Origin of the sequence: Collinsella sp. AF04-24 (assembly GCF_003465685.1) — a bacterium.
Taxonomy (GTDB): domain Bacteria; phylum Actinomycetota; class Coriobacteriia; order Coriobacteriales; family Coriobacteriaceae; genus Collinsella; species Collinsella aerofaciens_AP.
On record NZ_QSBK01000026.1, the window covers coordinates 1 to 14,738 of the forward strand.

Here is a 14,738-nt window from a genome sequence, read left to right on the forward strand (position 1 = left end):
TTCCGCACGAACAGGAGGCCACTTAATGTGGCCTCCGTCGTGAGCAGGACTGTCCGAGCAGGAAAGTTCATATATGGCGGCAGGCGCCCGCCCCGCCCCCGAGGGGCATCTCTCAAGCAAAAACTGTCGTTCGGTAAAGTCCGAGGTCAGTGGCGTTTTATACCGAGAAATTCAAAAATAGTTGAAAATTCATTACAAATTTGCGTTGACTTTAGGTAACTAAAGTTTCATACTCCTTTTCAACCACTGGGGGATGTGAACACGCACGGATCGTTCACATCATGATTGAAGAGGATTTCTTAGACATGTTCACGCATCAGCTAAACATTATCAGCGTAGTAATTATCTGATGCGGGTTAGCACATACAGCTAGCCCGTACGATAACGGGCGGCTGATGAAGATGAGGGCCGTCGAGCGCAACCGACGGCCCTCATTTTTTATGTCTAGGAAGTTCTTTTTAGAGGAGGAAATGTAATGAACGGAGTTTTGCTCATGGTTGTGGCCGCGGCGGTGCTCGCCTGCGGCTATCTGGGCTACGGCCGCTGGCTGGCCAACAAGTGGGGCGTTGACAAAGAGGCCCTCACGCCGGCCAAGCGCATGAAGGACGGCAAGAGCTTCTCGCCTGTTTCCGCCTTCACCGCGTTCTCGCACCAGTTCAGCTCGATCTGCGGTGCCGGCCCTGTTACGGGTACGATCGTCGCCATGGCCTTTGGCTGGCTGCCCGTCGTGCTCTGGGTCCTCGTCGGCGGCATCTTCTTTGGCGCCGTCCACGACTTTGGCGCCCTGTATGCCTCGATGAAGAACAACGGCAAGTCGCTCGCTCAGCTCATCGAGAAGTACATCGGCAAGACCGGCCGTCGCCTGTTCCTGCTGTTCTGCTGGCTGTTCTGCATCATCGTCATCGCCGCTTTCACCGACATGGTCTGCAAGACGTTCATGTTCACCTCGGTCGTTGACGCTTCTGGCGCTGCCACCGGTGCTATCGACTTCACCAAGTCCTATGCCGCCGGCTGCGCTGGTACCATCTCCATCCTGTTCACCTTCGTCGCTATCGCCTTTGGTTGGGCCCAGAAGAAGTTCAACCTCACCGGTGCTACCGAGTTCGTCACCGGCGTGGTCCTCATGGTTCTCATGTTCGCCGTCGGTATGCAGTTCCCGGTCTACCTGGATAAGTTCCAGTGGTTCGCCGTCGTCATGGTCTACCTGGTCTTCGCTGGCGCTATGCCCATCCAGATGCTCAAGACCCCGCGTGACTACCTCACTTCCATCATGATGATCGTCATGATCGTTTGCGCTGTCCTCGGTATCGTCGTCCTGGGTGTTAACGGCCAGGCCACCATCACCGCTCCGGCCTTTACCGGCTTCTCCAGCGCTTCTGGCATGATGTTCCCGGTCCTGTTTGTTTCCGTTGCCTGCGGTGCCCTCTCCGGCTTCCACAGCCTCGTTTCTTCTGGTACCTCCTCCAAGCAGGTCGAGAAGGAGCAGGACGCCGTCAAGGTCGGTTATGGCGCCATGATCGTCGAGTCCTTCGTCGGCATCCTTGCCATCATCGTCGCCGGCATCATGTTCTCCGACATGAACACCGCCGGTACCGGCGCCCTCAACGCCGGCGTCGCTTCCACCCCGTTCCAGATCTTCGCCGCTGGTATCTCCCGCGGTATGCAGGCCTTCGGTGTTGACGGTACGTTCGCTACCGTCTTCATGACCATGAACGTTTCCGCTCTGGCCCTGACCTCGCTCGACGCCGTCGCCCGCATCGCCCGCACCTCGTTCTCCGAGTTCTTTGCCCAGACCAACGACGCCCTGGCCATCGAGTCCAAGGCCGGCTACATGAAGGTTCTCGGCAACCCCTGGTTCGCCACGGTCGTCACCCTGCTTCCCGGTCTCGCCCTCGCCTTTGGCGGCTATGCCAACATCTGGCCGCTCTTTGGTGCTTCCAACCAGCTGCTCGGCGGTATGACCATGATTACCCTCGCCGTGTTCTGCAAGTGCACCGGCCGCAAGGGCTGGATGCTCTACGTGCCCGTCGCCTTCCTGCTCTGCTGCACCTTCACCTCGCTGGTCCAGAGCGCCATGGGCTGCATGACCGCTGTCCAGGCTTACGGCTTCTTCGGCACTATCCCGGCTACCGCCACCACGGCCGCCGTCTCCGTCGCCGCCACCAAGGGCCTGCAGCTCGTTTTCGCCGTCCTGCTGATGGTCCTGGGCCTCATCGTTGCCGTCAACTGTCTCAAGGAGTTCTTCGGCAAGGAGGCCGGCTCCATGCCCGACGAGGAGCCCGAGTGGTCCGAGATGGGCAAGGCCGAGTACGGTCGCGCCGCTGCCGCTGAAGCTCCTGCCGACGCCGAGGCCGCCAAGGCCTAGTCGGTCGGACGGGTTGAATCTCCCATCTATTTGACTCGGAAAGACCGGGTCCGCAATCAAGCGGACCCGGTCTTTTTTCTTGTGAGAACAGGTGGTGCAAGGGCGTTCTCGCAGATGTTTTGCGTGGATAGGCTCGTGCGTTGTACCATATGGACGTATATGTGTGCATATGAAAGGGGCCCCGTGGCCAAGACGGTATATTCCGATAATCAAAACAATGTCGATGCTCTGGCTGAGCGTCTGAGCAGCCAGACATCGCTTTCTGCCGAGCGCGCCAAGCTGGTTGCCTACGACCTGCTCTGCCGCAAGGCGCTCAAGATTAAGTCGAGCGCGCTGGCGCAGATTTTCCGCTCCGTCGATAAGGAATGCGACACCAAGGCGATGCGCGATGAGCTTATCGCGGCAAATATCGTGACCAAGATCGAGGGCAGCGGCATTAACGGGCGCCCGGCGTTCTATACCATCAATGTCGAGATCCGCGATGCCCAGGAGCAGCCTGCCGAGTCCGTCGAAGATTTTGTCGTCGAGGATTCCGCTGACGTGCCTGCTGTGGAAGAAGCTGCTCCGCGTGAGCATGTCGATACCGATGAGTTGCTCGATGAGAACGTCGTGCGTGCCTTTACGGCCAAGGCGGGACGCGGCGGTTTTGGCGGGGGTGGCAAGCGCGATGCGCAGCGCCGCGCCCAGCAGGAGCGCTTCCGTCGTGCCGTTGCTCAAAAGGGTGAGACGGATGCCGAGGCTGTTGAGAACGAGGTTGCTGCCGAGTCGCAGAGGCCCGCGAAGGAGCAAAAGCCCGTGGAGGCCCAGGAGCCCCAGCGTCGCCGTGGTGCCCACTTTAAGGCTGCGCAGCAGGATGTCGCGCATGAGGTTGAAGAGCCTTCCGAGGCTGCAGACGATGTTGAGGAGTCTGCCAAGAAGGCTCCGGGTTCATGCCGTCCCGGGCGTGGTTTTGCGAGGCGCGCGTATCCCGTAAGGCGTCAGGAGAAGGGCGAGCCGGCTCCGACCGCTCAGGCCGAGAAGGCCGAACAAACCGAGAAAACCGTTGAGCCGGCGGCTCGCGAGCAGCAACCTTCCGAGTCGCAGCCTGCGGCTGACACTGAGGTCAAAGCTCAACAGACCGCTGATAAGCAGGCGGGGGAGAGCGCCTCAGGCAAGCCCCGCCGTCGTCGTCACCGCGGCGGTCGTGGCTCAAATGCCGAGGCCGCGGCCGAGAAGACAGCGACACAAAACGGAGATGAGAAGGCCGAGACTCCGGTGGATCAGGTCAAGCGCCAGCCGGCGAAGGAGGCCAAGTCCGATCGTCCGCAAAAGCGCTCGTCTGCGCCCAAGCAGGAACGTAATACCCGGGCAGATTCCAAGCGTAAGCCTCATGCACAGGCTGAGCCTGCCGCGGCTGATAGTGCTACCCAGCGGCCCGAGTCGGCCGTCCACGGCGAGGTATCGGCGTTTGCCCTTGCCCGCGTTTTGGGCAGGCAGCTGCTCAAAGTTGTCCCTACGCCTACGGCGCTCTCTAAGATCAAGGAGCAGCAGACTCAAATTGTTAAGGTCGAGGGCAAGGACGGCAAAAAGGCGCCGCAGCGCACTCAGCACAACGAGATGTCCAACCGCAAGATTGCCGAGGAAATCGCAATCATCCAGGCTTGGATCGAGCAAAACCGAGGTGCCGATACGCCGGTTGCCTCGCGCCGCCAGCGTGCCTACCAGATTTTTAACGATGAGAAGGCCTTTGACGGCAAGCACGGCGAGCGCCTAATTCGGCGTATGACCGAAAAGGGCATCAGCATGCAGGCGATTAAGGTCGCCCCCAACCGCCCCGTTCACTTTACGGGTTTCTTTACGCTGGGCGCCGATAAGCCGTTCATTATGGTCGAGAACCTGGACACCTACGACGAGATCGTCAGGCTGCTGCGTGGCCGCAAGCACGCCAAGCTCTTTGGCATCAAGGTGGGCGGCGTGATTTTTGGCGGCGGATGCAAGGCGAGCGTCTCGCATGCCCTGGACGATTATCTGGCTGAGATCGGCTATCGCTTTAACTACGTCTACTACGTGGGCGATATCGACCGCGAGGGCGCGCGCATCGTCGAGCAGGCTCGCAATGCCAATGTGGTTGAGATTCGCCTGCATGCCGGCATGTACCGCGCCATGCTCGCCGAGCATAAGCGTCGCGTGAAGGCCGGCGGCGAGTGCGAGCCCGCGGCTGCCAACCAGGGCGTGCCGCAGAACTTGGCGGCGACGATCAAGGATCTGCCCATGGTCACGCGCGTGCAGTTCCGCAATGTGCTGCGCGAGGGCGGGCGCATTCCGCAGGAGATTCTGATGACCGCCGACTATCGGGATGGCGACTCGGGAAGCTTCGACCGCATGCTTAACAACTAAATTCCGCCGGCCCCGGGAGAGCGGGGGCACCGGCTTAGGTTTCCTGCTCTACAGTCCTGCTCACGACGGAGGCCACATTAAGTGGCCTCCTGTTCGTGCGGAACTCGCGATAAACCTAAGCCGGTGCCCCCGCTCTCCCGGGGGCTGTCGTGGCTTGGCCGTTGCACGCGGCTCGCTTTTCGGAACGGGGCTGACGGACACGTTCCGAAATCTACCGCCGTCGCTGTACAGGGTGTCTATAAAGAGCCGTGGCCAAAAAACGGCAAATATGAGTACTGATACTCTTTTAGTAGCAGTAATTTCGACCACATTTAAGGTGATTTGACGTGTCGGTCGAGCAGATAAGCTGCCGTATCTCCTCAAGTGTTCATTAAAGGAAGACCTTGATGCGAATAAATCTCATTAAGATCTTCTTTTATTAACGAAAATAATGTAGCTACAACGGTAACAGTACTCATATTTGCCGTTTTTTGGCCACAGTCCTTCGGAGGGTCCTCGAAAATAGTCCCGAGCCGGCACTTTAGGAACGTCCCTAAGTGCCGACACCGCGTCTGCCTGCGGCGCCCGCGCGCCGCTGCGTCGCTCCGCACCCTTGCGGGTTCGGATCCCTCCGCTTGGCGGCGTTGGCTCGATTTGCTTGACGTGAGGGGCTCTTGGCTGGTGTGGGACGGAGGGATTCCGCGTCCGCCTGGTCGGCGGCCGCGCCCCGCTGCGTCGCTTCGCTCCTTGCGTGCTGCGCTGGAAAACGCTTCGCGTTTCCTCAGCTCCGCACCCTTGCGGGCTCGAGTTCCTCCGCTTGCCCACAAGAAAGCGCCCTGGGCCGTTATGGGCTTAGGGCGCTCAGTTTTAATGGCTGGGACGGAGGGATTCGAACCCCCAACAGCCGGCACCAAAAACCGGAGTTCTACCGTTGAACTACGTCCCAATGTGTGGTGTTGCCCAAAAGCAACTCGTCTAGTTTACCTAATCTGCGAGGGCATCGCAAACGCCGTCGAGTAGGCGTACGGCGAGCGTCTGCGCGTCGCTGGCCGTGAAGGTGCCGTTGTAGCGCGTCATGCCCGTGAGCTCAATGCGAATGCGAGCCGGCTTCTGCTGCGCGGCGACATTGGCGGTGCGGATGCGCTGGGCCAGGTTGTGGCACTCGGCGAGGGCAATCGTGGCGCGTGGCGCGGCGTCGGCGGGCAGCTCGTCGCTTGCGATCTCGAGCACCAGGTCAACGTCGGTTGGGACCTCGGAGTCGCAGAGCATCATGCCGCTGTTGTCGGTCGTTGCCGTGGCGATGTTCCACATGCGCGAAGCAACGCTGCGTGCGATGGGGTCCTCACCGATAACGGCGATCTGGAAGCGCTCGAGCACGTTGGCGGCGCGAGCAAAACCGATGCGGGACTCGGCTTCGGTGACCGAGGGCTTGCCCTCCCACACATGGTGCAGGCGGTTGATGTAGGCGTAGGTGTCCTGGAAGGCCATGCCGTCGGCAAACAGGCCGACATTTTCCTGGAACTGCTGCAGGGCGGCCTCGGTATGCGGACCAAAGTAGCCGTCGTCTTCGCCACAGGCAAAGCCCAAAACGTTGAGAGCGCGCTGCAGGGCCTGCACATCGGCGCCATGGAAATTGGGCATGCGCAGATACAGAGTGCGGTCGCCCAGCTTATACGAGGCGTCGACCAGGGCGCTCCAACAGGGGATATCGACGGCATGACCGGCAGCAAGGCCGCTGTCGAGCCTGAAGGTGCTGACGGCCTGCTCGGTGGTGGTGCCAAAGCGCTTGTCGACAACCTCGGCGTCATCGATTGTATAGCCGAGCTGCAGAAGGCGGGACTGAACATCCTCGACGGCTGCTCCCTGCATGCCCGTGGTAATAGGTTCCATGAACGAACCCCTTTCGGCGTACCATTCGTACTATTTTGAGCGTGTGTCGGATAGACAACGCGAGACAATTTATAAACATGCACTCAATAGTGTAGCAACTTGTACCCAAACTCGCTGCCCACAGGTTTTATGACCCCCGCTAGTTAAGACGCTCCACAAAGAAATCTGCCATTGAGAGGAAGAGCTCGCGCGCATGCGGGTCGAGCTCGACGCCTTCGATAGCGGCCTTGGCCTTAGCGGTCAGGTCGAGCGCATAGGTGTGGGCGTAATCGATGGAGCCGGTCTCCTGGAAGATCTCCACGGCGCGCGCGAGCTGCGCGGGGTCCTCGGTGCCCGAGGAAAGGATTGCCTCGACCTCGTCGTGATGGCGCTCATCAGACAGGGCGTGCACGGCAACGAGCGTGCGTTTACCCTCGGTGATGTCGGTGCGGAAGTCCTTGTTGGCGGCCTCTTTGGTGCCGACCAAGTTGAGCAGGTCGTCCTGAATCTGAAAGGCAAGGCCGGTGTGCAGGCCAAAGGCGCGTAGCGCCTCGACCTGCTCTTCGCTGCCGCCGCCGATAATGGCTCCGGCGGCAAGCGGCGTGGCTCCGCTGTAATACGCGGTCTTGTGCGTCGCCATGTCCAGGTAGTCATCAACCGAGATATCAAAGCGCTCGTCACGGACCCAACCCAGGTCAAGCGCTTGACCCTCGATGGTGCGGACGATCATCTCGGTAAGCTCGTGGAGCACACGCAGCTTCACGTCGGACTCGAGCGTGGGATCGTCGAGAACCGTCTTGGTGACCATGGTGAGCGCCAGGTCGCCACAATTGATGGCAAGGCCCGTGCCCTCGGTAAGGTGCATGCAGGGCTTGCCTCGACGAAGCTGTCCGTTGTCGGCGATGTCGTCGTGAATCAGCGCGCCTGACTGGAAATGCTCGATAGCTGCCGCGGCGCTGCGGGCGCTCTCAAAGCTACCGCCCACTGCGGTTGCGGCGAGCATGCAGATAAGCGGGCGGTGGCGCTTGCCGGCGTTGGCCGTAAAAGCCGAGAGCGGCGCGTACAGGTAGCGCTCGATATCGGCGGAAGTCGCCTGTCCGTCAAAGAACGTGGCCAGATAGTCGTTAATCTGGTCAAAGTGCTGGGCTAAAAAGCTGGTAAACGGACTGGACACGGGTTCTCGCATTCTTTGATAGGTTGCATCGTTGCATTATGCAGACAACATATTGCCACATTAGGGCGTCGAGCGCGGCGGTTGAAGACGATTGGTCCATGCGGCCGCAAGTGCGGTAGGGGCTTGGCTAGATAAGCCCAAAGTGTTCGAGCGCGGTGACGACGCCGTCGTGGTCGATGCTGTCGGTGACATAGTCGGCCTTTTCCTTGAGGAAGTCCGGCGCATTGCCCATGGCGATACCGACATCGACGGCGTTCATCAGCGAGACGTCATTGCTGGCGTCGCCGATGCCGTATACGGTTCCGTGGTGGGGGTCGAGGGCGTCGAGTACGGACTGGATACCCTCGCGCTTGGTGCATTCGCGAGGCGAAATCTCGGTCACTTCGAGCTCGAGCTCGTTAAAGCAGAGCAGCGGCTCAAACGCTTGATCCTGAGCGATGCGGTTGGCAAGCGACGTGGACATTAAGATCTTGTAGGCGCTGTAATGTTGCAGCTGCGTAATTGCATCGCCCACGGTGCGGGCGTATCCGGGGGCGTCGGGCGCATCGGCACTCATGCGAACGACGCCATTGAGTCCCTCAAAACGAATCACTTCGTCCGATTGCTCAAGAATGGGAGCAAGGCGCTGCAGCATGCCGGGCGTCATCGCCAAATCGCGAATCACGTGTCCCTCAAGTTCGACATAGCCACCCGCGAGGCAGACGATGCCGGTCCAGGGCAGCTCGAGCAGCTTTGGATGGATGCAGCTCAGCGTGCGCCCTGTGCAGATAAACGCCATATTGCCCTTGGCGACAAAATCACGGATGGCTTGCGAGACCGCTTCATTGGGATAGGGGGAGAGGTCTCGCTCGCTCTCGGGAAGCTCTTGTGCCACTCGAGGGTCTTGCCAGGCGAGTGTTCCGTCGATATCGAAGAAGCAGATATCGCCGCGCTTATGGGCTGCGCTGGCGGCAGGGGAGGCCGAGGTGGTGGGCACAAATCCCGGCTCGAGGCCCATGATCTGGTCAAAATGCTCTTTAACGCGGGGAACGGAGATGCCAATAATCACCTGGGCGGTCTTGCCCGTAATGATGAGGCCCTTGGCGCCCGCCGCGACGAAGGCTGCGTTGTCTGCGACAACGGAAGGTTCTGCGACCTCAACGCGCAGACGCGTGGCGCAATTGGTCGCTCCTACAATATTGCTAACGCCACCCAAGAGCGCAACGACTTGCTCAGCAAGCAGATGATCTTGGGATGATTGGTTGTCGGTGCCGTTTTGGGCCGCGCCTTCTTTGGCAGAGCTTTTTCCCGTCAGACGTGCGAGCGCCGCATCGCTGGCGATATGATCCTCGCGGCCTGGGGTTTTTAGGTCGAAAGCCAGAATGAGGCCCCGGAAGACCAGAAAAAAGACAGCGCTAAACATCAGACCGATACCGAGCGCCAAAAGGTAGGAGCCGGCATGCATTCGCATGAGTGGGATGAAGTTGAAGGCTGTCATTTCCATGAGACCGCCCGAGAAGATGCCGACGATGCCAAAGAAGTTCATGGTCATGGCAAGGCAGGAGGACAGGACGGCGTAGAGCAAAAAGAGTCCGGGATAGGTGAACATAAAGAGAAACTCGAGCGGCTCGGTGACGCCGCAGACCACCGAGGCGACGATGGCGGGCAAAAGGATGACCTTAAGGCCGGCGCGGCGTTCGGGTTTGGCGGTGAAATAGAATGCTGCCGCGATGGCGGGAAGGCCAAAGAGCTTGCCCCAGCCGGTGGCGGTAAAACCTGCCCAGGGCGCAAGTTCATTTAAAGGGCGCGTGCTATGGGAGAGAATGGGGAGCAGGTTGGTCCACGTGGCGTAAATACCGTCGTGAATGACCAGATTGTCGTAATAGATGGGCATATAGAGCAGATGGTGCAGCCCCATGGGCTCGAGCGCTCGCTCCAAAAACACAAAGATGCCCACGCCGAAGGGGCCGACGCCCGCAAGTGCGTGGCGCAGCGTTTCGGTCACAGCGTATGCGAAAGGCACGATGGCGGCCGAGATGGCGGCAAGGGCAAACACGGCAAAAAAGCTGATGAGGTAGACCAGCGAGGAACCCGAGAAGGTGCCGAGCCAATCGGGAACCTTGGCATCGTAGAAGCGGTCATGGATCGCGACGACGGTTGCCGACACCGCCAGCGGGCCGATAATGCCGGTGTCGAGCGTCTTGATGCCGTCGATGACGGTGATGCCGCTAGCGGAGGTCAAAAACGACGGGTACTTAAGCCCAAGGTTGTCTCCGCTCAGCTTAATGATCTCGCTCAAAAAGAAACAGTAGGCAAAATAGGCTACGAGCGCCTCGAGGCAGCAGCGTGCCGGTTGCTTTTGGGCAAGGCCGATAGGCAGCGCTACGGCAAAAAGGAGTGGAAGGCGCTTAAAGACCGTCCACGAGCCGCGCTGGATGATGGTCCAGAAAACGTACCAGGGGGTTCCGTATACGGCGAGGTCGCCGACGATATCCACGGTCGTTGCGAGGGCGGAGATGCCGACCATGAGGCCTGATATAGAAAACAGCATGGCGGGCGCGAACATGGCTCCGCCAAAACGTTGGATTTTCTGCAGCATAATATGCCTTCCGGATGCAACATGCTGTGCGAGCAAGAACGTTTAAACAATGAACTCATTGTAGAGGACTGGCTGCTTGCCGCATTGACGGTTTTGATTCGGTCCGATTTGGGTTTCGGGGGAACCGTCGACGGTAAATAATCCGTGCTTTACCGATAATCGGTTTAAACAACTTTAAGAAATGCTATCGTGCCTAGCCATACATATTCATTAGAGGTGAAATCATGCCAAAAGCGATTTACGAAGGAATCTACCGCGAGATCCGTTCGCGCATCATCAACGGGACCTATGCGTTTCAGGAGATGCTGCCAACCGAAGCCGAGCTGACCGCGGAGTTTGGCTGCACGCGCAATACCGTTCGACGCGCCTTGAGCATGCTGGCCGACCAGATGTTTGTGCAGCCTATACACGGTAAGGGCGTGCGCGTTATTTGGCTTAAGGGCGAAACCGACATGCTGGGCGCACTCGAAGAGGTTGAGTCGTTTGGCGAGTTCGCAAAACGCAACAATGCCGTCGCATCGACCGAGGTCAAGTCTTTTGAACATTTGATTTGCACTGAGCAACTCTCTCGTCGCCTGGGCTTTAAGGTGGGCGAGGAGCTGATTCGCGTAGTGCGTGTCCGAAGCCTCAACGGCAGCGCGCGCCAAGTGGACCATGGCTACTTTTTGGCGTCGATCGCCAAGGGCCTGACCCCCGAGATCGCGGCGGATTCTATCTACGGCTATCTGGAGCACAAGCGCGGCATCAAAGTGATGGCGAGCCGCCGTACGGTGAGTGTCGAGCTCGCCAACGATGAGGACTGCAGCTACTTGGACCTTGGCAAGTACAACTGTGTCGCCGTCATGGAGAGCCAGTCGTACACTTCGGACGGCATCTTGTTCGAGGTCACGCATGCCCGCACGCATCCCGAGATCTTCCACTACCGCGTCAACTCCAAGCGATAGCCGGCTAGCTCGCAGCCTGACGAGACTCATGCCCTCAAAGAGAAAACGCCCGGTCAAACCGACGATGCATCGGCTTGACCGGGCGTTTTCTCTGCATTCGATAACAAATAATTGTTTATACAAAACTTGTCAAGTATCAAGTTGAAATTACCGTTCACCGAAGTTTTTCTACCGCTCTAGTAATACTTGTTCAAACAACTAGCCAAATAGCGTATTGTACAAGTCAGCAAAAGGGGCAAAGTCCCCGAGCCAATCTCCGAAGGCGGCGGCAAAGGGTGCCGCCACGGTGTGAAAGGGTGGATTGTAATGAAGAACGAAATGAGCAGAAGGCAGTTCCTGGGCTTTGCTGGTTCCGCGGCTGCGGTTCTTGGTCTGGGCCTCGTGGGCTGCGGTGGTTCTGCCGGCTCTGGCTCCTCTGCTTCTGGTGACGCTGCCGAGGTTTACTTCCTCCAGTTCAAGCCCGAGGTCGACAAGGAGTGGAAGGAGATCGCCAAGGCGTACAAGAAGGAGAAGGGCGTCGAGGTCAAGATCGTGACCGCCGCCTCCAACACCTACGAGGAGAAGCTCAAGTCCGAGATGTCCAAGAGCTCCGCTCCGACGCTGTTCCAGGTCAACGGCCCCACCGGCCTTAAGAACTGGAAGGACTACTGCGCCGATCTTTCCGACACCAAGCTCCGCGGCGAGCTCATCGACGACTCCCTGGCGCTGCAGTCCGACGGCAAGGATCTGGGTATCGACTGGGTTCAGGAGAGCTACGGCATCATTTACAACAAGGAGCTCCTCGAGAAGGCCGGCTACAAGGCCGAGGACATCAACTCCTTCGACAAGCTGAAGGCTTGCGCCGATGACATCCAGGCCCGCAAGGACGAGCTCGGCGTTGACGGTGCCTTCACTTCCGCCGGTATGGATGACTCCTCCAGCTGGCGCTACACCACCCACCTCGCCAACCTCCCGCTCTACTACGAGTTCGAGAAGGAGCACAACCAGGAGGACGACGAGATCAAGGGCGAGTATCTCGACAACTTTAAGCAGATCTTCGACCTGTACATCACCGACTCCACCTGCGATCCTTCGCAGCTCGCCTCTAAGACCGGCGACGACGCCACCAACGAGTTCGCAACCGGTAAGGCCGTCTTCTATCAGAACGGCTCTTGGGCCTATGCCGACCTCACCAAGGCCGGTATGACCGATGACCAGCTCGGCATGCTGCCGATCTACATCGGCGTCGACGGCGAGGAGAACCAGGGCCTGTGCTCCGGCGGCGAGAACTACTGGTGCGTCAGCTCCCAGGCTTCCGAGGATGCCCAGAAGGCCACCGAGGACTTCATGTATTGGTGCGTCACTTCTGACACCGCCACCAGCATCATCGCTGACAAGATGGGTCTGACCGCCCCGTTCAAGAGCGCTAAGGAGACCACCAACGTCTTCTCGCAGCAGGCCGTTGCTATGGCCAAGGACGGCAAGAAGACCGTTGCTTGGGACTTCGTTTACATCCCCTCTGAGGAGTGGAAGAAGAACCTCAAGCAGGCTCTCATCGCTTATGCTGCCGACAACACCAAGTGGGACGGCGTCAAGAACGCCTTCGTCGATGGCTGGAAGACCGAGAAGGCTGCTTCCGAGTAAGCAGTTGCTGCCCAAGCTATCTGATTAGCGACAGGGGGCGGGCAGACGTAGGTTTGCCCGCCCCCTGCATATTGAAAGGACCCTTCTATGGGCAAAGCACTCAAACGCTGGTGGCCGCTCTTTATGCTGCCCACGTGCCTGGCGTTTATGATCGGGTTCGTGATTCCCTTTATCCAGGGTTTCTATCTCTCGTTCTGCCAGTTTATTACCATCAATAACGCGCACTTTGTCGGTATCGAGAACTACGTGCGCGCGCTGTCCGATCCGCAGTTCTCCACGTCGTTCTTCTTTACCGTGGCGTTTGCCTTCCTGTCGACGGTGCTCATCAACGTGATCGCGCTGGCCATTGCGCAGGCGCTCACTCGCAAGGCGCTCAAGGGCACCAACATCTTCCGTACGATTTTCTTTATGCCTAACCTGATTGGCGGCATTGTACTGGGTTACATTTGGCAGATTCTGATCAACTGCCTGCTCTCCAACGTGGGTGCCCAGCTTATCGCCCTCAACTCCGCCGCTGGCTTCTGGGGCCTTATCATCCTGACCCTGTGGCAACAGGTCGGCTACATGATGATCATCTACATCGCCGGTCTGCAGTCCATTCCGTCTGACTACATCGAGGCCGCCAAGGTCGATGGCGCTACGGCATGGCAGACGTTTTGGAAGGTTAAGATCCCCAACCTGATGCCGACCATCACCATCTGCCTGTTCCTGTCCATCACCAACGGCTTTAAGCTGTTCGACCAGAACCTCGCCCTTACCGGTGGCGCCCCGGCGCACTCCACCGAGATGCTCGCCCTGAACATCTACAACACGTTCTATTCGCGTGCTGGCATCGCATGGCAGGGCATCGGTCAGGCCAAGGCAGTTATCTTCTGCATCCTGGTTGTCGCTATTTCTATGATCCAGCTTAAGGCCACGAGGTCCAAGGAGGTGCAGCAGTAATGAAACGCGATAAGGCTATCAACCGCGCGCTCTCGATCTTCTTTACGATCCTGTCGCTCGCATGGATCTACCCCGTGTTCATGATTGCGCTCAATTCCTTTAAGAAAGCGACCGCAATCAGCACCACCACGGCGTTCGATCTGCTCACGCCCGAGACGTTCAACGGCCTCGCAAACTACGTGCACGCTCTGAACGAGCAGGGCTTTGCCTCGGCGTTTATGTACTCGCTTATCATCACGGTCACGTCGGTCGTGCTGATTCTGGTGTGCTGCTCCATGTGCGCTTGGTACGTGGTGCGCGTCAACAGCAAGATCTCGAACTTCTTCTATTACCTGTTCGTCTTCTCGATGGTCGTACCGTTCCAGATGCTCATGTTCACGCTGTCCAACCTCGCGGACCGCATCGGCTTTAACACGCCGTTTAACATCTGCTTCATCTACCTTGGTTTTGGCGCGGGCCTCGCGGTCTTTATGTTCGCCGGCTTCGTCAAGAACATCCCGCTCGAGATTGAGGAAGCGGCCATGATCGACGGCTGCAACCCGGTCCAAGTGTTCTTTAAGATCGTCCTTCCCATTATGAAGCCCACCTATCTTTCGGTCGGCATCCTTGAGACCATGTGGGTCTGGAACGACTATCTGCTGCCCTACCTTACGCTCGACTCCACCAAGTACAAGACCATTCCTATCTTGATCCAGTACTTCCGTGGCGGCTATGGCCACGTCGAGCTCGGTCCCATGATGGCGTGCATCATGATGGTCGTCATCCCCATCGTCATCATGTACATCTTCTGCCAGAAGTACATCATCGACGGTGTGGTGGCAGGTGCCGTCAAGGGCTGATGCCGTAACTGTTTTGCAAGTTTTGGCGGCGCCTCTCAGCGCGGCGCCG

9 protein-coding genes and 1 tRNA gene are annotated in these 14,738 nt (G+C 58.7%); 6 read left to right on the forward strand and 4 right to left on the reverse strand.

Going from position 1 to position 14,738, the window contains the following annotated elements; all coding sequences use genetic code 11:
* Window positions 1-475 precede the first annotated feature (475 nt).
* Window positions 476-2,365, forward strand: coding sequence for a carbon starvation protein A (locus DWV32_RS09185; protein WP_117757955.1), 1,890 nt, complete (start codon window positions 476-478; stop codon window positions 2,363-2,365).
* 183 nt (window positions 2,366-2,548) lie between these two features.
* A complete protein-coding gene (locus tag DWV32_RS09190; RefSeq protein ID WP_158563810.1) occupies window positions 2,549-4,741 on the forward strand; it encodes a hypothetical protein in 2,193 nt (730 codons plus the stop codon).
* Between the two features lie 850 nt (window positions 4,742-5,591).
* Here DWV32_RS09190 and DWV32_RS09195 read toward each other — a convergent pair.
* From DWV32_RS09195 to DWV32_RS09210, 4 genes are all read right to left on the reverse strand, one after another.
* Window positions 5,592-5,666, reverse strand: a tRNA-Gln gene (locus DWV32_RS09195).
* Between the two features lie 38 nt (window positions 5,667-5,704).
* Complete coding sequence (locus tag DWV32_RS09200; protein ID WP_187361857.1) at window positions 5,705-6,610, reverse strand: peptidoglycan-binding protein; 906 nt, start codon at window positions 6,608-6,610, stop codon at window positions 5,705-5,707.
* 139 nt (window positions 6,611-6,749) lie between these two features.
* The gene (locus DWV32_RS09205; RefSeq protein ID WP_117757957.1) at window positions 6,750-7,763 is read right to left on the reverse strand and encodes a polyprenyl synthetase family protein; all 1,014 of its coding nucleotides are present in this window, start codon (window positions 7,761-7,763) and stop codon (window positions 6,750-6,752) included.
* Window positions 7,764-7,890: 127 nt separating this feature from the next.
* The gene (locus tag DWV32_RS09210) at window positions 7,891-10,341 is read right to left on the reverse strand and encodes a PTS transporter subunit EIIC (RefSeq protein WP_117757958.1); all 2,451 of its coding nucleotides are present in this window, start codon (window positions 10,339-10,341) and stop codon (window positions 7,891-7,893) included.
* Window positions 10,342-10,565: 224 nt separating this feature from the next.
* Between DWV32_RS09210 and DWV32_RS09215 the strand changes: the two genes are divergently transcribed.
* From DWV32_RS09215 to DWV32_RS09230, 4 genes are all read left to right on the forward strand, one after another.
* Window positions 10,566-11,285: a GntR family transcriptional regulator gene (locus tag DWV32_RS09215; RefSeq protein ID WP_117638177.1), complete on the forward strand. Its 720-nt coding sequence runs from the start codon at window positions 10,566-10,568 to the stop codon at window positions 11,283-11,285.
* Window positions 11,286-11,591: 306 nt separating this feature from the next.
* On the forward strand, window positions 11,592-12,908 hold the full coding sequence (locus tag DWV32_RS09220; RefSeq protein ID WP_055252173.1) for an ABC transporter substrate-binding protein: 1,317 nt from the start codon (window positions 11,592-11,594) through the stop codon (window positions 12,906-12,908).
* Between the two features lie 87 nt (window positions 12,909-12,995).
* On the forward strand, window positions 12,996-13,850 hold the full coding sequence (locus DWV32_RS09225) for a carbohydrate ABC transporter permease (RefSeq protein ID WP_055252174.1): 855 nt from the start codon (window positions 12,996-12,998) through the stop codon (window positions 13,848-13,850).
* A complete protein-coding gene (locus DWV32_RS09230; RefSeq protein ID WP_117584245.1) occupies window positions 13,850-14,689 on the forward strand; it encodes a carbohydrate ABC transporter permease in 840 nt (279 codons plus the stop codon). Before DWV32_RS09225 ends, DWV32_RS09230 begins: the two co-directional genes overlap by 1 nt.
* Window positions 14,690-14,738 lie beyond the last annotated feature (49 nt).